This window comes from Litorisediminivivens sp. KMU-197, assembly GCF_056858395.1.
In genome coordinates this window covers 61,184-81,757 of sequence record NZ_JBXEQG010000007.1, presented here as the reverse complement: position 1 = coordinate 81,757, position 20,574 = coordinate 61,184, and the positions used below count along the sequence as shown (strand labels likewise).

Annotated in this window: 21 protein-coding genes; 11 read left to right on the top strand and 10 right to left on the bottom strand. The window is 65.3% G+C overall.

Translation table 11 applies throughout. From position 1 onward, the window contains the following. Positions 1-46: 46 nt before the first annotated feature. From AC04PT_RS15115 to AC04PT_RS15085, 7 genes are all read right to left on the bottom strand, one after another. Positions 47-733, bottom strand: coding sequence for a D-lyxose/D-mannose family sugar isomerase (locus AC04PT_RS15115; RefSeq protein WP_482874553.1), 687 nt, complete (start codon positions 731-733; stop codon positions 47-49). After that, on the bottom strand, positions 730-2,010 hold the full coding sequence (locus AC04PT_RS15110) for an amylo-alpha-1,6-glucosidase (RefSeq protein ID WP_482874552.1): 1,281 nt from the start codon (positions 2,008-2,010) through the stop codon (positions 730-732). Before AC04PT_RS15110 ends, AC04PT_RS15115 begins: the two co-directional genes overlap by 4 nt. A 12-nt stretch (positions 2,011-2,022) precedes the next feature. Continuing rightward, complete coding sequence (locus AC04PT_RS15105; RefSeq protein WP_482874551.1) at positions 2,023-3,069, bottom strand: ABC transporter ATP-binding protein; 1,047 nt, start codon at positions 3,067-3,069, stop codon at positions 2,023-2,025. Between the two features lie 34 nt (positions 3,070-3,103). Next, positions 3,104-3,979 carry a carbohydrate ABC transporter permease gene (locus tag AC04PT_RS15100; protein ID WP_482874550.1) on the bottom strand — a complete coding sequence of 292 codons (876 nt, stop codon included), beginning with the start codon at positions 3,977-3,979 and terminating at the stop codon, positions 3,104-3,106. Next, positions 3,976-4,821, bottom strand: a complete 846-nt coding sequence (locus AC04PT_RS15095) for a carbohydrate ABC transporter permease (RefSeq protein WP_482874549.1) — start codon at positions 4,819-4,821, stop codon at positions 3,976-3,978. Before AC04PT_RS15095 ends, AC04PT_RS15100 begins: the two co-directional genes overlap by 4 nt. A gap of 124 nt (positions 4,822-4,945) precedes the next feature. Then, positions 4,946-6,214 carry an ABC transporter substrate-binding protein gene (locus tag AC04PT_RS15090; protein ID WP_482874548.1) on the bottom strand — a complete coding sequence of 423 codons (1,269 nt, stop codon included), beginning with the start codon at positions 6,212-6,214 and terminating at the stop codon, positions 4,946-4,948. Positions 6,215-6,345: 131 nt separating this feature from the next. Continuing rightward, positions 6,346-6,582: a hypothetical protein gene (locus AC04PT_RS15085; protein ID WP_482874547.1), complete on the bottom strand. Its 237-nt coding sequence runs from the start codon at positions 6,580-6,582 to the stop codon at positions 6,346-6,348. On the opposite strand from AC04PT_RS15085, the gene AC04PT_RS15080 reads away from it, so the two are divergent. After that, positions 6,554-7,519 (top strand): LacI family DNA-binding transcriptional regulator, encoded by a 966-nt coding sequence (locus tag AC04PT_RS15080; protein WP_482874546.1) that lies wholly within the window; start codon positions 6,554-6,556, stop codon positions 7,517-7,519. The genes AC04PT_RS15085 and AC04PT_RS15080 overlap by 29 nt on opposite strands. 15 nt (positions 7,520-7,534) lie before the next feature. Here the strand turns inward: AC04PT_RS15080 and AC04PT_RS15075 are convergent, their stop codons facing one another. Together AC04PT_RS15075 and AC04PT_RS15070 are read right to left on the bottom strand one after the other, a co-directional pair. Further along, positions 7,535-8,908 (bottom strand): sensor histidine kinase, encoded by a 1,374-nt coding sequence (locus AC04PT_RS15075; RefSeq protein ID WP_482874545.1) that lies wholly within the window; start codon positions 8,906-8,908, stop codon positions 7,535-7,537. After that, positions 8,905-9,576 carry a response regulator transcription factor gene (locus tag AC04PT_RS15070; protein ID WP_482874544.1) on the bottom strand — a complete coding sequence of 224 codons (672 nt, stop codon included), beginning with the start codon at positions 9,574-9,576 and terminating at the stop codon, positions 8,905-8,907. Before AC04PT_RS15070 ends, AC04PT_RS15075 begins: the two co-directional genes overlap by 4 nt. Before the next feature lie 155 nt (positions 9,577-9,731). On the opposite strand from AC04PT_RS15070, the gene AC04PT_RS15065 reads away from it, so the two are divergent. The 7 genes from AC04PT_RS15065 to AC04PT_RS15035 all read left to right on the top strand — a co-directional run bounded on the left by AC04PT_RS15065 (position 9,732) and on the right by AC04PT_RS15035 (position 16,279). After that, complete coding sequence (locus AC04PT_RS15065) at positions 9,732-10,811, top strand: tricarboxylate transporter (RefSeq protein WP_482874543.1); 1,080 nt, start codon at positions 9,732-9,734, stop codon at positions 10,809-10,811. Positions 10,812-10,887: 76 nt separating this feature from the next. Then, positions 10,888-12,918: a tripartite tricarboxylate transporter permease gene (locus AC04PT_RS15060; protein WP_482874542.1), complete on the top strand. Its 2,031-nt coding sequence runs from the start codon at positions 10,888-10,890 to the stop codon at positions 12,916-12,918. A gap of 7 nt (positions 12,919-12,925) precedes the next feature. Further along, positions 12,926-14,014 carry a 4-oxalomesaconate tautomerase gene (locus AC04PT_RS15055; RefSeq protein WP_482874541.1) on the top strand — a complete coding sequence of 363 codons (1,089 nt, stop codon included), beginning with the start codon at positions 12,926-12,928 and terminating at the stop codon, positions 14,012-14,014. Position 14,015: 1 nt separating this feature from the next. Then, a complete protein-coding gene (locus AC04PT_RS15050; protein WP_482874540.1) occupies positions 14,016-14,831 on the top strand; it encodes a universal stress protein in 816 nt (271 codons plus the stop codon). A gap of 10 nt (positions 14,832-14,841) precedes the next feature. Further along, a complete protein-coding gene (locus AC04PT_RS15045) occupies positions 14,842-15,003 on the top strand; it encodes a hypothetical protein (RefSeq protein WP_482874539.1) in 162 nt (53 codons plus the stop codon). A 65-nt stretch (positions 15,004-15,068) separates the two neighbouring features. Beyond that, positions 15,069-15,302 (top strand): hypothetical protein, encoded by a 234-nt coding sequence (locus tag AC04PT_RS15040; RefSeq protein WP_482874538.1) that lies wholly within the window; start codon positions 15,069-15,071, stop codon positions 15,300-15,302. After that, complete coding sequence (locus AC04PT_RS15035; protein ID WP_482874537.1) at positions 15,299-16,279, top strand: D-2-hydroxyacid dehydrogenase family protein; 981 nt, start codon at positions 15,299-15,301, stop codon at positions 16,277-16,279. The genes AC04PT_RS15040 and AC04PT_RS15035 overlap by 4 nt, the downstream gene beginning before the upstream one ends. On the opposite strand, the gene AC04PT_RS15030 is transcribed toward AC04PT_RS15035, so the two are convergent. Beyond that, a complete protein-coding gene (locus AC04PT_RS15030) occupies positions 16,248-17,282 on the bottom strand; it encodes an AbrB family transcriptional regulator (protein ID WP_482874536.1) in 1,035 nt (344 codons plus the stop codon). The genes AC04PT_RS15035 and AC04PT_RS15030 overlap by 32 nt on opposite strands. Before the next feature lie 117 nt (positions 17,283-17,399). On the opposite strand from AC04PT_RS15030, the gene AC04PT_RS15025 reads away from it, so the two are divergent. The 3 genes from AC04PT_RS15025 to tcuB are packed head-to-tail and all read left to right on the top strand — an operon-like array spanning position 17,400 to position 20,563. Beyond that, positions 17,400-18,071 carry a GntR family transcriptional regulator gene (locus AC04PT_RS15025; protein ID WP_482874535.1) on the top strand — a complete coding sequence of 224 codons (672 nt, stop codon included), beginning with the start codon at positions 17,400-17,402 and terminating at the stop codon, positions 18,069-18,071. Positions 18,072-18,078: 7 nt separating this feature from the next. Next, positions 18,079-19,467, top strand: coding sequence for an FAD-dependent tricarballylate dehydrogenase TcuA (gene tcuA, locus AC04PT_RS15020; protein WP_482874534.1), 1,389 nt, complete (start codon positions 18,079-18,081; stop codon positions 19,465-19,467). Next, entirely contained in the window at positions 19,457-20,563 is a 1,107-nt protein-coding gene (gene tcuB, locus AC04PT_RS15015; protein WP_482874533.1) for a tricarballylate utilization 4Fe-4S protein TcuB, read from the top strand. Before tcuA ends, tcuB begins: the two co-directional genes overlap by 11 nt. Positions 20,564-20,574 lie beyond the last annotated feature (11 nt).

The following is a 20,574-nucleotide window of genomic DNA, read 5'->3' as shown; positions in this document are numbered from 1 at the left end:
ACGTGCGCCGCCGCGGGGAGATCGCGGCGGGGTTTGAGGGCAGGGCTCAGGCAAGCCATGTCCTGTAGTCGCTGACGAGGAGGTGCTTGGGGGACACGTCTTCCTCGATCTCTGCAAAGCGGCCGATGGGGTCACGGAAGATGTTGTCGGTCTCGTCATCGTTGACGGTCGAGACCTCGCCGATCAGCACGTCACCGCCCTCGCCCCAGAAGGCATGCCAGTCGCCGGGCCTCAGGGTGACGCTTTCGCCGGGGGCGAACTTCAGCTTCTCGCCCGGGGCGTAGTCATGCCGGATTCCGTCGAGCCAGACGGTGCCGCCGCGGTCCTCGGCAAAGTTGCCGTCGTCGTCGGAGCCGTAAAGCTCGACCACCAGCGTCGCGCCGCCGCGGTTGATGATGTCCTCGGCCTTGATGACATGGGTGTGCATCGGCGAAAGCTGATCCTGGCGCGAGATCAGCAGTTTCTCGGCATAGCACATGCCGCCGCCCTTTTGCAGATCGCCCAGCAGGCCGTTGCGCAGGGTGAAGAGAAACAGCCCCATCTCGTTGAAGCGGCCGTCGCCGTAGTCGGTGATGTCCCAGCCGCAGCGGGCATCGATCACGTGGGCCGCGTCGTCCTTGCGGGCCTTGAAGTCATTGGGCGTCCAATAGGCGAAAGGCGGCAAGGTGAAGCCGTGGTGGCGGATCATGGCGTCGGCATGGGCCATGATCTCGTTGATGCGGGAGCGTTTCATGCGGCGAACTCGTGGGTGTGCAGGATCTCGATGACCATGGCGGCGGTCCAGGTGAAGTGGGCGCCACCGCAGGGTTCGGCGGTGATGGGGTCGTGGTACTCGGCAAAGCCGGCGACCTCGATCAGCCGCAGGCAGTCGCCGATGATGCGCGGGATCATGTCGCGCACACCTGCGCGCTCCAGCCCGTCCGCGACCATGTAGTTGACGATCAGCCAGACAGGGCCCCGCCAGTAGCGCAGCCCCTCGAAGTCGGGGTGGGCCGGGTCGTGGCTGGGGATCAGGTATTCGCAAGCCTCCGCGAGCATGGCGATGCGGCGGCTGATCGCCTCGGCGCGAGCTTTCGGGACCCCGGCAAAGACCGCGAGGATACCGCCGACCGTGGGCATCTCGATCGGCTTGCCTGCCTTGCGGTCGTAGCAGAGGTACTGACCGAAATCTTCGTTCCACAGCGTCTCCATCGCCGCCAGCCCCTTGTCGGCCATGGCGCGCGACTCCGCCGCGATGTCGTTCATTCCGAGGCGGCGGGCGAGGTCGGCCACCTCCTCGCAGGAGCGGATCAGGATGGCGTTAAAGCCGGGATCGACCACCTGGAAGGGCGAGGCATCGTGCAGCTTGGTGTTGTCCCAATCGATGCTGCGGAAGGTCTTTACCAGCCAGATGTAGCGCTTGTACTGCTCGTCGGTGGGCCGGTGCGCCGGGTTGGCGTGGGTGGTGTCGCGGCGGGTGAAGGTGCCGACACCCTCGGTGGGCACCCGGTCAAAGGCATCGTCCCAGTCGGCGGAGTTGTCGCGGCCCGACTCCCAGGGGTGCAGCAGGGCGACCAGGCCGGTACCCTGCGGATCGCGGGCACGGTAGAACCACTGGTGCCAGGCGTGGATCTTGGGCAGCAGTGCCTTTGCCTTCTCAGTCGCCAATGCCTTGTCGCGGGCGCGGTTGTGGATGCGGGCCACGGCAAAGCCCGCCACGGGCGGCTGTGTGATGCCGGTGGTCGGTACGTCTCGACCCGTGTCCCAGACCTCCGGTCCGGGGAAGTAACCATCGTCGGGCTGGTGGAAGATGATGTGCGGCACCATCCCGTCGTCCCATTGATGTGCCATCAGGGTCTCGATTTCGGTCCATGCGCGGGGTTCGTCATATTGCGCAAAGCCCAAGGCGCTGAGGGCCGAGTCCCAGTTCCACTGGAACGGATAGAGGCCGTGGGTGGGCACCGTGTAGGTGCCGCGGTCGTTGTCGGTCAGCACCTGGCGGGCGTGCCGGATCATCTCGTCATGGTTCATGGGTCTTGCCTCTCACGCCACGGCCAGGGTGGTTTCGGGATCGAACCAGCGCACGCGGTCGGCTTGCGGCGCGAGGGTCAGGGTGTCGCCGGGTTTGACGACCATGTCGCTGTCGAGCACCGCGCGGAACATCGCGCCGTCGACGTCGCAGGTGACCAACAGGTGTGCGCCCAGCGGTTCGACGATGCGCACCTTGGCCTCCAGACCTTCGTTGGCGGGCTGCATGTCCTCCGGCCGGATGGCGAATTGCAGCGGGCGGTTGGCGGCGGCGCGGGGGCCGTCGACGACCTTGCCCGCAACGTTCCACTTGCCGTCGCCGGCCGAGGTGGCCTGCAGGAAGTTCATCGGCGGGTTGCCGATGAAGCTGGCGACGAACTCGGCCGCCGGGTTGCGGTAGACCTCGATGGGCGAGGCGGCCTGAACGATTTCACCCTTGTGCATGACGCTGATGCGGTCGGCCATCGACATGGCTTCGACCTGGTCGTGGGTGACGTAGACGGCCGTGGTCTTCGATTCCGCCAGCACGCCCTTCAATTCGGCCCGCATCTCCATCCGCAGGAGCGCGTCGAGGTTCGACAGGGGTTCGTCCATCAGGATCACGTCGGGCTCCATTGCCAGCGCGCGGGCCACGGCGACACGCTGGCGCTGGCCGCCCGAGAGTTCGCCCGAGTAGCGCTTCAGCAGCATCTCGATGTGCATCAGCCCGGCCACCCGTTCGACGCGGCGCTTGACCTCATCGTCGGGCAGCTTCTGCATCCTGAGACCGAAGCCGATGTTCTCGAACACCGTCAGGTGCGGGAAGACAGCGTAGTTCTGGAACACCATCGCTATGCCCCGATCTTTGGGGGCGAGGTGGTCGACACGGCGCCCGCCGATCCACACTTCGCCCTCGGTCGCGGTTTCCAGACCGCAGATGATCCGCAAAAGCGTGGTCTTGCCGCAGCCCGAGGCGCCGAGCAGCACCATGAACTCCTGGTCTGCGATGGTCAGGTTGATGTCGTGCAGGGCCTGGTAGGCTCCGAACTTCTTGGCGACGTTCTTGATCTGGATTTCAGCCATATCATTGGTTCCTTATATCGGTTCGCTTGCCGGACTACCGGTTGGCGATGCCCCACATGGCGAAGAGGTATTTGCGCACCGCGAAGATGAAGATCAGCGCGGGCACGACGAGGATGAAGCCACCCGCGAACTTCAGATGCAGCGGCGAGGTGTCGAGGCTTTGCAGCAGGAAGGCGGTCAGGGTCCGGTTCTCGATGGTCAGCACCGCTGCCGCGAAAACCTCATTCCACGAGATCACGAAGGCAAAGATGGCGGAGGCCGTGATGCCGGGCAGGATCAGCGGCAGCACCACCTTGGTGAAAGCCGTGAGCCTTGTGCAGCCGAGCGTCCAGGCGGCCTCTTCCAGTTCGAGCGGGATGCCCGAGAACAGCGAGAAGGTGATCAGCACCGCGAACGGGATCGCCAGCGTGGTGTGCACGAGGGCAAGGCCGAACTGGGTGTCGTCGAGGCCCGTCTGGATGAACATCACCGCAAGCGGCAGCGCCAGGAGCGGTAGCGGAAACGCCCGGGTCAGCAGGATCAAAAGCCGGAACAGTTCCTTGCCGCGGAAGTCGAAGCGCGACAGGGCGTATCCTGCCGGTGCGCCGATCAGGATCGACATCACCATCGTCATCGCCGCCACGATGATCGAGTTCTTCAGCGCCGTCAGCATCCCAGCGAAGCCCGCGAAGAACTGCAGTGATCCGAAGTCGAACTCGGGGAAAAACGGCTTGGGAAAGCTGTTCACGGTTTCGGGCGACGAGAGCGTGTTGACCATCAGGAAGTAGATCGGCACCAGAACCCAGGCACAGAGCAGGATGACGCCCGCGATATAGAGGAAGCGGCCTGCGCTGCGTGTGTTTGCAGCCTGTGCGACCTCCGGTTCCTTCTCCGGCTTGGGCACGGGGGCCGCCATGGATGCCTGGGTCATATCGTGGCTCCTTTCGGGACGCGCAGCACGCGCAGGATGACAAGGGTCGCGGCAATCGAGATCGCGAGGATGATCAGCGCCATCGCGGCAGCGGCTCCGCTATTGAGAAGGTCGAACTGGTAGGCATAGGTCTCGCCCATCAGCACCGGGAAGAGTGTGCCACCAAGGGCCGCGACCACGGCGAAGACCTCGAAAGCCATAATAACGCGCAGGACCAGCGCCGTTTGCAGCGACGGCCGCAGCATTGGCAGCGTGATGCGGGTGAAACGCTTCCAGGGTGATGCGCCAAAGACTTCGGCCGCCTCGTAATATTCCTTCGGGATCAGCCCGATGCCGGCCACGAGGATCACCAGCATGATCGCCGTCGCGCGCCAGATTTCCGCCAGCGCAATCGCCAGGAAGACGAGACCGGGGTTCTGGAAGGTCAGCAGGTTGACCGGCTTGTCGACCACGCCGACCGCGCTCATCATGGTGTTGAGAAAGCCCGACTGCTCGAAGATCGCTAGCCAGATCAGGCCCGCCGCAAGGTCGGAAATGCCCAGCGGAATGGTCCAGACATACAGGATCAGGTCGCGGCCCTTTTCCATCTTGGTGACCATGGTGGCCATCAGCAGCGACAGCGCCAGCTGGATCGGAACCACGGCAGCAGCCAAAAGCAGTGTGTTCTTCATCGAGATCGGGAACTTCCAGTAGCTGGTGACCTCGCGGAAGTTGTCCATCGTGAAGCCCGCGCCGGTGGTGAACGCCTGCTTGGCGACCAGCACGAAGGGGTAAAGGAAGAACAGGCACAGAAACAGCGTCACCGGCAGGATCAGCATGTAAGGCAATAGCCGAGCGTTCATGGAATCGCTCCTTGTTCCGGCGCGTCGCGCGCCATGGTTGGCAGGGGGGGCAAGTCTGGGGTGTCCGGGCCCGAAAGCCCGGACAAATGTAAGGTGCGGCGGGGATGCCCCACCTTCGGGGAGGTTACTCGACCGGGCAGGCGCCGTCGGAGGGAGCATCCGGAGCCCAGCAGGGCGCGCCGGTTTCGTTCATGATCGCTTCGAGGCGCTTCTTCTGATCCTCGAGGACAGCTTCGATCGGCTGACCCGCCAGCACGATACGCTCGAAGGTGTCGACGTAGACGCGGTTGAAGTCGCCGCCCTTTTCGCCCAGGCCCGCAGGCAGCAGGCCCGGGTTGGCATCGGCAGAGGCAGACATCTTGGCGACTGCGTCACCGGCCGCCTTGACCGAGGGCGGCAGATCGTCGGGCAGGGTCACGTCGACCACCGGGAAGAAGTTGGTGGCTTTCAGCGTGGCGATCTGGGTTTCCGGCTTCATCAGGTGCGCCAGCAGTGCTTTCGACGCCTCCATGTCCGGCGCGGTGCGCGGAATGGCGACACCGGCGAGAACCGGCATGAAGCCACGGCCCTCGGGGCCCGCGGGTGCCGGGAAGGCGACGAAATCATCCGGGCGCTCGTTGAAGGCATTGGCCAGACGCGAGGTGTGATCGAAGACGATCCATGCGTCACCGGACAGCAGCTGCTCCTGCATGAACGAGAAGTTGGTCGAGGCCGGGTTGGTGTGCTCCCAGAGCTCTTTCATCTTTTCCCATGCGGTCACGGCCTTGTCCGAGGCGAAAGTGCGCACGACGCCATCGGTGTAGGAGGGATAGAGATAACCCTGGAAGAAGCGGTGCTTCAGACCCTTGGGACCGGCGGGGAAGCCGAACTTGGGCTCGCCTGCCGCTTCGTGCGCATTGGCCGCCCATTCGATCAGCTGGTCATAGGTCAGCGCGTCGATGTCGGCGCCTTCGGGCAGGTACTGCAGCGCTTCCTTGTTGGCCGCCATGATGTAGCTCGCCTGCATCCACGGCATGTACTGCATGCTGTCGGTGCCAAGCTTGGCGAGATCGTTGAACGTGCCCGAGGCTGACATCGCGCCGGTATCGTCCAGATCGACAAGATCATCGGGGTTCATCGCCGAGAAGTTGCCGTGCAGCGCGCCCAGAAGGCCGATGGTGCCGGACCCGGCCTGAAGCTCGGCGTCGAAACGGGTGAGAAAGGGGCCGAGATCGTTCGACTGGTAGTCGACGGCGTCGTCATGGCCGGACAGCACCTGGTCGCGCATCGCCTGCTGTTCCTCGACCGGGTTGGCCTGGGTCGACCAGAACAGGACTTCGGCCTGCGCCATGCCGGCGGTCAGGGCGATTGCGAGACCGGACGCAGCGCCGGCGAGTTTTCCACGAAGTGTCATACATTCCTCCCGAATGTGGCTATCGGACCCGACCTCCTTGTCGGTCCCTTGTCATACGGCCGGTCCGGGTCTTGCGCCCCGGACCTGGCCAGCCATCGCGCGAAGGTTGAGCGGTGCAGATGCCCCGCGACTCACCCCCTGCAATGCAACCACAATGATATAACGATATACCTTCTGTCAAATGGTGTTTTCTCGCCGCAATGCAGAGTGATTGCAAACATTCGGAATTCTCTTGCCTTGGCGACCGGATCGAGCCAGATAAAAGATAGAACGATGTATCTATCTTCGAGGAACATGCCCGCCAAACCCACCCTGAGCAGCGTTGCCAAGGAAGCCGGCGTGTCGATTCCGACCGTCAGCCAGGTCATGCGTGGCACCGGCCGGATTTCCGAGAAGACTCGTGAAAAGGTGCTGAAGGCCGCCGAGAAACTGCACTATGTCCCCGACAGCCGCGCCGCCTCTATGCGGTCGGGCGAAAACCGCGAGATCGGCTTCGTCATCAACCAGTTCGCCAACCCGTTCAACGCCGAGGTCGTCTCGGGCGCCGTCGATCTGTTGGAGGCCGAGGGATACCTGGTGTCGATCCTCGACACCCGCGACGATGCCGAGCGGCAGGGGCGTCAGCTGGAGGCCTTCATCCGCAATGGCCGTGGCGGGCTTCTCTGGGTTCCGGCGCAGGACACGCCGCCCGCCACCTTCGAGCTACTGCGCGTGCAGGCGACCCCGACGGTGACCTTCCTGCGCCCGGCTGGTGACAGTTACGATCATGTGGGCATTCGCAACGCGGTGGCCACCGACACGGCCACCAACCACCTCGCCGACCTCGGTCATCGGCACATCGCCTATCTTGGCGGCACCGAAATGACCGTGGTGCGTCAGCGCAGGATCGTGGGCTATGAGCGTGCCATGAAGGCGCGCGATCTGGGAGAGCCGATCATCTGGCCATCGGTCGATACCAAACTGGCCGGGATGCAGGCGCTGAGCGAATTGCGCCGTGCGCACCCCGAGGTGACGGCGGTCGTCTGCAACGGCGACATGGTGGCGCTCGGCGCCTGTCTCGGGCTTCAGAAGGCGGGGCTGACGCCGGGGCGGGATCTCTCGGTCGTGGGTTTCGATGACATCGCCGACGCGGCGCTGGCCACCCCGGCGCTGACCACCATGGCGGTTTCACCGCAGAAGCTGGGGCGGAAGTTGGCGCAGGTCCTGCTGGACCGAATTCGCGAGCCGGACATGCCCAAGACGGTCTCCGAGATCTCGGCTGAACTGGTGATCCGCGAAACCACCGGACCGGTGCCGGACAGGTAGGCCGAGAGTTTCCCCTCAGGGGGCTTCCTGGTGCCGGATCGGCAGGTGAAACCTGAGCGTCGCGCCAGTCTCGGAGGGCTCCACACGGATGTCGCCGCCGTGGAGCCGTGCAACCTCCTTCACGATGGGCAGGCCGAGGCCGCTGCCGGAGCCGGGGTCGAGTTGCCCGAAGCGACGGAATGCCACCGAGACGTCCTCGGGGCGCAGACCGCGGCCGTTGTCGGCGACCGTGAGGCTTGCCTGGTCGTCGGTGCGGGCGGTCTCGACGCGGATTTCCGTCAGCCCGGGTCCGCCGTGGCGCAGGGCGTTGTGGATCAGGTTGCGAATGGCTTCGCCGATCAGGACCGGGTCGCCCGCGACGGGAAGGGGGGCAGGGCTGCGGTCGAAGGAAAAGGCAATGTCGCGGTGGAGCAGATCGGGAGCCATATCGGTGCCGACCTGTTCGGCGACCTCGTTCAGATCGAAAGGCTCGGCGGCGGCCGGGCTGTCGTAGCGCAGCCGCTCCAGAGACAGCAGCTGATTGGCCAGCCGAGCCGACTTGCGCGCGGCGGTGATCAGCTCCTGTTCGCGCCGACGCCGCTCTTCGGGGGCCTGTACGTCAGGCAGGGTTTCGGCCAGCGACAGCAGCGCCGCCGCCGGATTGCGCAACTGGTGCGCGGCGTCCGAGATGAAAGCTTGGTGCGCCTCGAGGCTGCGTTCGACCTGTGCAAACAGGCGGTTCAGCGTGGCGACGATGTTGGAAAGCTCGGTAGGGACGGGGCGTCGGATCTGGCTCAAGTCATCGGGGGAGCGGCGGTCGATGGCGTCCAGAAGGTCGCGCAGGGGGCGCAGGCCCAGTTCGACGCCGAACCAGACGACAACGGCCAGAGTCGCCATTAGCACCGCGATCAGCGCCGCCGCGCGCCACGCCAGCTGCGCGGCCCAAGCGGCGCGGTCGCTCAACCGCTGCCAGACGGTCACCACGGTTTCGCCGGTGAGGTTGCCGATGGTGGTCCGCTCGGACATCCGCAGTACACGCACCTCCTCGCCGCGGTATTCGGCCATGAGGTAGAGCGGCCCGCGTTCGCTCATCGGTTCGGCGGACCGGGGCGGATAGGCGTAGCCGGTGACATAGATGCCGCCGGGGCCGGTCACGTGATAGAACACCTCGCCGCCTCCCGCGTCCGAGATCAGCGCGCGGGTGCGGGGCGACAGCGCATCGCCCTCGGAGATCGCCACGTCGCGGGCGATGGCGAGAGCGGCGGAGAGAAGCCCCCGGTCGAACAGCGCCTCGGCAGTGGCCTGCGCCGCGTGATAACGCCATATGCCCAGCAGCACCGAGACCACCAGTAATGGCGCGAGGATCGTCACGAAAAGCCGCGTGCGCAGCGAAGTCGAGGTGGCGGTCATGCGCCGCCGATGTCCAGCATGTAGCCCAGCCCGCGGGCTGTTTTGATCTTGATGCCGTAGCCCTCGAGTCGCTTGCGTAGACGCGAGACATGCGGCTCGATGGCGCTGTCGTCGTGCTCGGCACCGGTGCCGTAGACATGCGCCATCAGCTGCGCCTTCGACACGATCCTGCCACGGCGCTCGAACAGGCATTCCAGCGTGGCAATTTCCTTGCGGGGGATTTCCAGCGGCGCGCCGTCGTGCATGAGCTGGCGGCTGGTGCGGTCAAAGACGAGCGGGCCGATGGAATCCTGCGCCGAAAACTCCAGGTTCTTGCGGCGTGACAGCGCCCGCAGCCGCGCCTCGAGCTCGTCCATCTCGAAGGGCTTGGTCAGGTAGTCGTCGGCCCCTGCATCGAGCCCCGCCACCCGCTCCTGGGTTTCGGAGCGCGCAGTCAGCAGGATTACCGGCATCCCGTCACCCCTAAGCCGCAAGGCGCGCAACACGTCCAGCCCCGACATACCCGGCAGGTTGATGTCCAGCACTAAAAGGTCCGCACCTTCGCGGGCCAGGAACAGGTCGGCCTCTGCGCCGTCATGCAATACGTCGACCGAATGCCCGCGGTCCTGCAGGCGATAGGCGATCCCATGCGCTAGTTCCACGTTGTCTTCGATGACGGCAATTCGCATGGTTAAAACTTTGTCACGTTGCGCAAGTTTGGCGCAAGCTTGGAACGGCATCTTGGGCACATCGGATGAGGGGAATCGCTCCCCTCGTGAAGGAAATGCCGATCGCACCGGGCGGGAGACCCCAAAGCGATCAAGACCGTCCAGGGAGGACACACATGTTTTCACGTACACTCGCATCCACCGTTGCCGCTGCCGCGCTTCTTGCCGCGACCTCCGCGTCCGCCGAAGTCGACTTCTCGGGCGAGACCATCGAGTGGATCATTCCGTTCTCGGAAACCGGCGGCTCGGCCAAGTGGGCCAACTTCTTCGCGCCGCTGCTCAGCGAGCAACTGCCGGGCCAGCCGACTGTTGTCGTGAAGTTCATGCCGGGTGCAGGCTCGACCAAGGGCGCCAACTGGTTCCAGGAGCAGGCACACGAGGACGGCACCGTGATGTTCGGCACCTCCGGCTCGACCCAATTCCCCTACCTGCTGGGCGATCCGCGCGTGCGCTATGAATACAGCGACTGGGTGCCGGTCATGGCCTCGGGCACCGGCGGCGTCGCCTACCTGAACGCCGAGGACGGCAAGAAATTCGACGGCTCCGCCAACAACCTGAAAGACATCGACTTCATCTACGGCTCGCAGGGCGCCACCCGCCTTGACCTCGTGCCGCTGCTGGCCTGGGAGATGCTGGGCATGAACGTCGAGCCGGTGTTCGGCATCAAGGGCCGTGGCGATGGCCGCCTGATGTTTGAGCGTGGCGAGGCCACCATCGACTACCAGACCTCCTCTGCCTATCTCGGCGCCGCGCAGGACCTCGTCGATGCCGGCACTGCCGTGCCGATGATGACCTGGGGCGCGCTGGACGAGGACGGCAACATCGTCCGCGACCCGACCTTCCCCGACATCCCGTCGTTCAAGGAAGTCTGCGAAGCCACCGAGGGCTGCGAAACCAGCGGCGAGCAGTGGGACGCCTGGAAAGCCTTCTTCATCGCCGGTTTCCCGGTCCAGAAGATCGCCTTCCTGCCCAATGGCACTCCGGATGACGTGCGCGACGCCTATGTCGCGGCCTTCGACGCCGTGCGCAGCGCACCCGACTTCAAGGAACGCGCCGCGCAACAGGTCGGCAAGTACCCGGTCTTCGTAGGCGAAGGCGCCGAGCGCGCCACCAAGGAAGGCACTACCGTGTCGGAAGAGGCGAAGACCTTCGTGACCAACTGGCTGCAAGAGGCATATGGCGTTTCGCTGAAGTAACGCCTGAGCAGTGATCGGTCCGGGGGCGCGTTCCCCCGGACCAATTTCGTTTTCCCTCAGTCAGAAAGCCGGTGCGATGGATACGTTCGCCACCGCCCTGCCCGCCCTTGGCGACGCATGGGCCCTCATCCTGCAACCTGTCGTCCTCGGCTACCTGGTGCTGGGGGTCGTCATGGGCCTTTGCGTCGGCGTCTTTCCCGGCCTGGGCGGTATCGCCGGCCTGTCGCTCCTGCTGCCCTTCATGTTCGGCATGGACCCGGTCCTTGGCCTCGCGCTGATGATCGGCATGGTGGCGGTGGTTCCGACCTCGGACACGTTTGCCAGCGTTCTGATGGGCATCCCGGGATCGTCGGCATCGCAGGCCACCGTGCTCGACGGCTTCCCGCTGGCCAAGAAGGGCCAGGCGGCGCGGGCGCTTTCGGCCGCCTTCACCTCGTCGCTCTTCGGCGGGCTGGTGGGCGCGATGTTCCTGACCGTCTTCATCTTGATCGCCCGACCCATCGTGCTGGCCTTCGGCCTGCCCGAGATGCTGATGATCACCATTCTGGGCCTCTCGATGGTGGCCGTTCTGGCGGGGCGTGTCGCGCTGAAGGGCCTCGCTGCCGCAGGCCTCGGCCTGATGATTGGCACCATCGGCGAGGCTGACGCGGGCGGCAGCCTGCGCATGGCGACCTATGACATCCCCTACCTCACCGACGGTCTCGCGCTGGTGATCGTCGGCCTCGGCATCTTCGCAGTGCCCGAAATCGTCTCGCTTCTGCGGCAAGACCGCTCCATCGCCAAGGACGCCAAGCTCGGCTCCGGCTGGGGCGAGGGCGTGCGCGACTGGGTGGCCAACAAGTGGCTCTCGGTGCGTTGTTCGATTATCGGCGTGCTGGTCGGCGTCATTCCCGGTCTCGGCGGCTCGGTCGTCGACTGGATCGCCTATGGCCACGCGGTGCAGACCACCAAGGACAAGTGGCAATTCGGCAAGGGCGAGATCCGGGGCGTCATCGGGCCGGAAAGCTCGAATAACGCCAAGGAGGGTGGCGGGCTGGTTCCGACTCTTCTGTTCGGCATCCCCGGTTCCGGCTCCATGGCGATCTTCATCGGCGCCATCGCGCTGCTGGGCTCCGGCGATATCGAGGTCGGCCCGGCCATGCTGCGCGACAACCTCGACATCACCTATTCCATCGTCTGGCTGCTGGCGCTGGCGAACGTCGTCGGCACGCTCCTGTGCATCGCGGCCTCGGGCGGCATCGCCAAGCTGACCACGATCCGCTTCACCTACCTCGCACCGTTCCTGTTCATGCTGATTTCCTTCGCGGCGTTCCAGTCGGGGCAGAACTTCGAGGACCTGCTGGCGCTCTTCGTGATCGGGTTGATCGGCGTATTCCTGCGCCGCTTCGACTGGTCGCGTCCGGCCTTCCTGATCGGCTTCGTGCTGTCCAACCCGGTCGAGAAGTTCTCCAACCAGGCGTTCCAGATAGCGTCGTTCCGCTTCCGCAAGTCCTTCGAAGAGGGCATGGACTACATCTTCTCGCCCATCGTGATCGTGCTGATCATCGTCACCGTGGTCTCTGTCGTGCTCGGCATCCGCCAGGCCAAGACCATCATGGCCGAAGGCAATGTGCAGTCTGGGTCGAAGCGTGCGCCGACAATCTTCCTTCTGGCCATCGTCGCCTATCTGGTGACAGCGCTGATCAACGCCTACATGATCCCCGACTTCAACCTGACCGACAAGATCGTGCCGCTGGTCGTCGGTGGCGTCGCACTGGCCTGCTGCCTGATCATGCTGGCACAGATGATGATGCGGCCCGAGACCGACGTGATCTTTGCCGACAAAGAGGTTGCGGGCGAGGACGCCGATGCGCCCTATGGCCTCTGGCCGACGCTGGGCTGGTTCGCTTCGTTGATCGTGGGCACGTACTTCGTGGGCTTCATCCTCGCGCTGGTGGGCTTCATGGTCGCCTTCCTTCGGGTGCGCGCCGGGGCCTCATGGACCAAGACGCTGATCCTGACCGCCTGCGGCATCGCCTTCATGTGCGCCATGGCGGCCGCGCTGAACCGCGACTTCCCGCCGGGACTGTTGCAGGACGTGGTCGACCTGCCCTGGCCGCTGAAGTGAGGGTGAGATGACACAGACCGGCATCCCCTTCGTCTTCATGCGCGGCGGCACCTCGCGCGGGCCCTACTTCAACCGCGCCGACCTGCCCGAGGATTTGGAAACCCTGGCCGAGGTGCTGATCGCCGCCGTCGGCTCGGGCCACCCGATCAACATCGACGGCATAGGCGGCGGCGTGGCGGTGACCACCAAGGTCGCCATGCTTTCGCCCTCGGAGGACGAGTGGGCCGACGTCGACTATTTCTTCGCCCAGGTCTCGGTGCTGGACCGGCTGGTGGATTTCAAGCCGACCTGCGGCAACATCCTCTCCGGCGTCGGCCCAGCTGCCATCGAGATGGGCCTGGTCACGCCCTCCGACGATGAAACGGAGGTAAAGATCCGCGCCGTCAACACCGGTGCGCGAGTTGTGGCGAAGGTGCAGACCCCAAGTGGCGCACTGACCTACGATGGCGACACCGAGATCGCTGGGGTGCCCGGCACCGCCGCGCCGATCGCATTGAACTTCATGGGGGTCGTAGGCTCCTCGACCGGGGCCTTCCTGCCTTCGGGCAACCTGCGCGACGAAATCGACGGCATCGAAGTCACCTGCATGGACGTCGCCATGCCCATGGTCATCGCCCGCGCCGCCGACTTCGGCCTGACCGGAAATGAGACCGTGGCGGACCTGAACGAAAACAGAGCCTTCTTCGCTCGCATGGAGGCTATCCGCCTCGAGGCAGGCAAACGGATGGGCATGGGCGATGTGTCGAAATCGGTGACGCCCAAGTTCGGCCTCTTTGCACCGGCCCGCGGAGGCAGCACCATCGCTGCGCGCTATTTCATGCCGTGGGACACGCACCCCAGCATGGCCGTCACCGGCAGCCAATGCATGGCCTCCTGTGCGCTCACACCCGGCACCATCGCCGACGGGCTGCTTGACCGCCCCACCGAGAGCCCCGCCAACGTCGTGCTGGAACACCCCTCCGGCACCATCGAAGTGCTAGTCGATTTCGAAAAAAATAACGGGTTCAGCCTGAACTCGGCCGGTCTCCTGCGCACCGCGCGTAAGCTGGCGGATGGCCGCGTCTATGTGCCCGCGCATATCTGGGAGGGCCGCTGACATGCCCGTGATGAACCTGCTCGTCGCCTTCAACGGCTCCGAGGCCTCCGCCGCCGCATTGCGCTATGCCGCGGCACTGGCCAAGGCCCGAAAGGCGCATGTCACTGCGCTCTTGGCGCACAGCGGTCACGACGTGATCGACCGTTCCTCCCGCTGGATCCCGAAAGAGGCCCGCGCCCTGCTGGCCGAGGCCAATGGCAGCATTGTCAAGGACATCGAAAACGCCTTCGAGACCCTGCGCCCGGAACTGGACCTCGGCGACGCCCTGACATTTCGCGAGATCACCGGCCGCGTCGACACCACGCTCTCCGAGGCCGCGCGGTACTACGACGCAATCATCGTCGGGCGGCACATGGACGAGGACGACGAGCATGTCACCGTCCACCCCGACCGTATCGCGCTGCTCTCGGGCCGGCCGGTGATCGTGGTGCCCGAAGGCCACGACGCAGGAGTGCGCCACAGCCATGCGGCGCTTGCCTGGGATGGCTGCCGTTCGGCGGCGCGCGCCCTGTCGGACAGCCTTCGCCTGCTCGAAGCCCAAGGCAAGGTCAGCGTGCTGACCGTCGGCAAACGCGCCGGATGGCCAGTCGAGGACCTGATGACCCACCTATCCCGCCACGACGTCGAAGCGGTGCACGAGGATTTCCCCGAAACCCATCCCGTCGCCGAGACCATCCTCGCCTATTGCCGCCGCAACGATCCGTCGCTCTTGGTAATGGGCGCCTACGAGCATTCCAAGTTCCGCGAGGACTTCCTCGGCGGCGTGACCGCTCATGTCCTGCGCGACATCCGCATTCCTGTTCTCCTGTCGCATTGAGGAAAGACCAATGCCCGAATACGAAAAACTCCGCGCCGCGATCCGCAGCCTCGAAGCGCTCCGCGCCGATCTGGCCCGGCAGCTGGAAGCCCACGAAGGCGACCAGCGGACCCTGACAGACCTGCACCAACGGGTCAGTAAGGCCTTGAAGGCGTTGTCGGCCCAAGGCTGACTCGGACGGGTTTGATCTGGCGCGCGCCTGATGTATGCTGTGGTATACCGCAATCAGGTGACGCCATGACCGCCCTTTCCGACATCGAGCTAGCCGCACACCACCTGCGCCGCGCCCTGGACGAGGTTCAGCACGACCTTGCCGCCTATCCCGGCCCTATCGCGGGCTGTGACGCGCAGTATACCCACCTGCTGGCCACCCGGACGCGGCTGCGAAACGCCCTGAACGCGCTGGAGCACGAAGTCTTCGTGGCCACCCCGCGCACGCTGACCCCCGGCGCAGGGGTGGAAGGCCGATGAAAGTCCACATTCTCGACGACTGGTTCGACACCCTGCGTGGCTTGCCCTGTTTCTGGCTGCTCGACGGTCATGACGTCACGGCCTGGACCGATCACGTCGCGGACGAAGCCGCGCTGGCCGACCGGTTGCTGGACGCCGAGGCGCTGGTGCTGTTCCGCGAGCGCACCAAGGTGACGCGCGGTCTGCTGGAGCGGCTGCCGAACCTTCGGCTGATCTCGCAACGCAGCGTCTATCCGCATGTCGACGTGCCGGCCTGCACCGACCGGGGTGTGCTGCTTTGCTCCAACATGCACTCCGATACACCCTCCTATGCCGCCGCCGAACTGACCTTCGGCCTGATCCTCGCCGCTATGCGTCAGATCCCGCAGCAGATGGCCTCGGTTAAGGCCGGGCACTGGCAAATGGGCGTCGGCAAGACGCTGCGCGGGCGGACGCTGGGGCTGTACGGTTATGGCCGGATCGCTGGTGCAGTCGCGGACTACGCCCGCGCGTTCGGCATGAACGTTGTCTGGTGGGCCTCAGAAGACGGTCGCGCGCGCGCCGAAGCCGATGGCGAGACGGTGGCCGACAGCCGCGTAGCCTTCTTTGCAGAGAGCGACGTGGTCTCCCTGCACGTCCGGATGAAGCCCGCGACCAAGGGCATCGTCACCGCCGAGGATCTCGCGCAGATGAAACCCCGCGCGCTCTTCGTCAACACCTCTCGTGCCGGCATTATCGCGCCCGGCGCGTTGCTTGACGCGCTCAACAACGGCCGCCCTGGCATGGCCGCCATCGACGTCTTCGACCAGGAACCGCTGACCGACCCTACCGATCCGCTGCTCCAGCACCCCAACCTGATCTGCACGCCCCATATCGGCTTTGTCACCGAGGACGAGTTCGACCTGCAATTCACCGACATCTTCGAGCAGATCAACGCCTATGCCGCCGGCAAACCGATCCACATGATCAATCCCGAGATCTGGCGCCCCGCCGGATGATCCCCGCCACGATCGGCGCGCCGACGATCACCAGTACGATCCGTGTCAGGTGATGGGTGATGACGAACCCCAGGTCCGCGCCAGAGACGATGGCGAGCACCGTCATCTCGGCCTGCCCGCCCGGCGCGAAGGCCAGAAAGGTCTCGACCGGCCCGGCCAGCCCCAGGCTCGTGGCAAAGGCGGTGAAGCCCGCCGCCAGCAAGGCCAGCAAGACGACATAGGCCACTCCGGCGGCCACGACGCGGCTCAGTTCACGCCATGTCACACCGAGGAAATGCACCCCGATGCCGCAGCCGATGAAGAATTGCGCGGCCAGGATCGCCTCGCGCGGGGGGCGGGCGTGGATAAAGCCCGCCAGCGACAGCACCGCCGTCACGATCAGCGGCCCGAGGATCGATGCCCCGAACAGCCCGATCCGCTCCCCGCCCTTCCAGCCGATCCAGGCCGCCGCGACCATCAGCGCCAGTTCCGCCATCGAAAGCTCCGTCGCGGGCGCACCGATGGGATTAGTCAGTTCCGCGCCATAGGCAAAGGTCAGGAAGATCGGCGCCAGCGTCACGATGATCAGCACCCGCGTCGCGTGGATCAGCGACAGCGCGCGCGGGTCACCGCCCGCCTCTGTGCCGAAAATCACCATGTCCTGCAGCCCGCCCGGCATGGCCGCGTAATAGGCCGTCGGAGCGTCGAACCCCCAGACGCGGCGAAAGAACGGCACGCCGACCAACCCGATCACCGCGATGAACACCGGGATCAGCGCGACCGAGGCCATCATGCGCGGCAATGCCTCGAACAACGCCGGGGTGATCGACGCGCCGACCGCAACGCCCAGAATGGTGCGCGCGCCGTTCGAGACTTCGCCGAAACCCTTGATCGGCACATGCGCCAGCGCCGCGATCAGGCAGGCGGTCATCGGCCCGAAAAGGAACGGCAACGGCAGACCGGTGAGCCAGAAGGCCCCGGTGCCCAGCCCGGCAAGAACCAGCGTCAGAAGGCGCCGCTGCAAGGGCGAGAGAGGGGTTGAAACGTCGGGCAAGGAGGCCTCCGCAGCCGCTTCAAAGACGGCGTTGACACGTGATGTGTCCTTTTGTATACACTTGGATACAAAACGCAAGAGCCCGACATGACCGACATCCCCGACCAGCAGCCCGGACCGCAAGGCAATGCCTCCTACCACCGGCTTCTCGACGAGATCCGCGAAGGCCGCCTGCTACCCGGCGACCGCCTGCGCGAGACTGAAGTTGCGGAACGGCTCGGCGTCAGCCGCACGCCCGTGCGCGAGGCGATCAGGCAGCTCGAGGCCGACGGACTGGTCGCCCACGTCCCCCGCCACGGCGCCACCCTGCGCAAGCTGGACTATGCCGAGGTGATGGAGCTCTACGAAATGCGCGCGGTACTCGAAGGGACCGCGGCACGGCTGGCGGCACGGGCCGCCTCGGACGTGGAAATAGATGAACTCTCCGCACTCAACGACCGTATGGCCGAGGCCGGCACAACGCCCGAGGCGGCCCGTCTCAACCGCATCTTCCACGCCACGCTGCTCGATGCCGCCAAGAACCGTTTCCTCGCCAAGTCGATGATGTCGTTGCAGAAAGCCCTGATGATCCTTGGCCCGACCATGCTGTCGGACGCCGCCCGCGCCGAAGACGCGCTTGTCGAACACCGCCGCATCCTCGCCGCGCTGAAATCCCGTGACGGGGCCGAGGCCGAAGCCGCCATGCGCGCCCATATCGAAGCCTCGCAGCGTCTGCGCATCCGCGCCCTGCGCGAACGTGACCGCGGCGAAGAAAGCTAAGGACCTCATGAAACAGCGTAACCCTGACATCGTCGTCATCGGCGGCGGCAATGCCGCGCTCTGCGCCGCCATCACAGCTGCCGAGGCCGGTGCCCGCGTGCTGATCCTCGAAACCGCACCGAAACCCTATCGCGGCGGTAACTCACGCCACACCCGGAACTTCCGCTGCATGCACTCCGGCCCTCTCGGTCCGCTGGTCGAGACCTACAGTGAAGAGGAATACCTCGGCGACCTGATGAAGGTCACAGGCGGCAAGACCGACGAACACCTCGCCCGCCTCGCCATCCGCACCTCGGAAGAGTGTCTGCCGTGGATGGAAGCGCATGGCGTCCGCTTCCAGCCCTCGCTCTCCGGCACGCTGTCGCTGGCGCGCACGAATGCGTTCTTCCTTGGCGGCGGCAAGGCGCTCGTAAACGCCTACTACCGGACGGCAGAGGTGCTCGGCGTCGAGGTCGAATACGAAGCCGCCGTGACGCATCTTGAACTGAACGGCGACCGGATCGTTCACGTCGACTACACGCAAAACGGCGAAAGCCATCGCATCGCGCCGAAATCCGTCGTCGTCGCCTCGGGCGGATTTCAGGCCGACACCGACTGGCTGGCTCGCGCCTGGGGCCCGGCAGCAAAGAACTTCCTGATCCGCGGCACGCCCTACAATCGAGGCGTGGTGCTGGCCGATCTGCTGGACCAGGGCGTCGAGCAAGTCGGCGACCCGACGCAATGCCACGCCGTCGCCATAGACGGCCGCGCGCCAAAGTTCGACGGCGGCATCGTCACGCGACTGGACTGCGTGCCGTTCTCGATCGTCGTGAACCGCGACGGAGACCGCTTCTACGACGAGGGCGAAGACGTCTGGCCCAAGCGCTATGCCATCTGGGGCCGTCTGGTGGCGGCACAGCCCGATCAGGTGGGCTATGTCATCATCGACGCCAAGTCGCTGGAACTGTTCATGCCATCGGTCTTTCCGCCTATCAAGGCAGACACCTTGGAAGAGCTCGCGGCAAAGATGGACCTGCCGCCCGACCAGCTCCGCCAGACGGTCGACACCTTCAACGCGGCCTGCGGCGAGACCTCGGGCTTTCACCCTACGGAACTGGACGGTGTATCGACCACCGGCCTCACGCCACCCAAGACCAACTGGGCCCGCCCGATCACCGAGCCGCCCTTCTATGGCTACAGCCTGCGCACCGGCGTCACCTTCACCTACCTCGGGCTCAAGGTGGACGAGAACGCCCAGTGCCACGCAAACGGCAAGCCCATCGCCAACCTCTGGGCCGCGGGCGAGACCATGGCGGGTTCAATCCTTGGCCAGGGCTATCTTGCCGGGTTCGGCATGACCATCGGCACCGTCTTCGGACGCATTGCAGGCAAGGAGGCCGCCGCCCATGCAAACTGATCTGCTTCAGGAAGCCCGCCGTCAGGCCGAAATCTGCAACGCCTGCCGCTACTGCGAAGGCTATTGCTCGGTCTTCCCGGCGCTCCACCGCGAACGCGCGTTCTCCGATGGAGACCTCACCCAACTGGCCAACCTCTGCCACAACTGCCGGGGCTGTTACTATGCTTGCCAATACACCGCCCCGCACGAGTTCGACCTGAACCTGCCGAAAGCACTGGCCGAAGTGCGTCAGGACAGTTGGAAAGCCCATGCCTGGCCGCGCGTCTTCGCCGATCTCTTCGACCGTTCCGGCGTGCTGATGGCCTCCGGGCTGGTATGGGGATTTGCGCTGATCTTCGTGCTGGCGCAGGCCATGCGGCCAGAGAGCGGGGAGGGCTTCTATGCCTACATATCGCACGGGCTGATGGTGGCGATTTTCACGCCGGCCTTCCTGCTACCGTTCGCCGCCATCGCGGTCTCCCTTCGCAGCTACTGGCGGACGGTTGGCGGCGGCAGGCTCCGCCTACGAGACCTTTCCGCCGCCGTGCGCTCCGCCGGCCGGATGACGAACCTGAAGGGCGGCCACGGTGATGGTTGCAATTTCGAGGACGAGGACCGCTTCACCCAGGCCCGCCGCCTTCTGCATCACGCGGTGCTCTACGGCTTCTTGCTCTGTTTTGCCTCCACCGCGAGCGGTACGCTGATGCACTACTTGTTGGGATGGGAAGCGCCCTATGGACTCATCACCCCGCCCAAGATGCTGGGCCTTCCGGGCGGTGTGCTGCTCTGCATCGGCACCGCTGGCCTGGCAGCACTGAAGCTGAAGGCCGACCCGCAGCTTGGCGCACCGGCGGCCTGGGGCGGTGAAATGGCCTTCGTGCTGCTGCTTTTCACGGTCAGCGCTACCGGGCTGGTGCTTTACGCTGCCACCGGGACAGTGGCGGTGGTTTGGCTGCTTCCGCTCCACCTCGGCGCGGTCCTGACCTTTTTCTTGGTGACGCCCTATTCCAAGATGGCGCATGGCTTCTACCGTCTGGCCGCGCTGGCTCGGGACGAGGGGGGGCATCAGCGCGTCAGGAAAAAGCTGCCGAATGAACCTTTGGTCCGGTCGTCCTGAGCGGTCGGCTT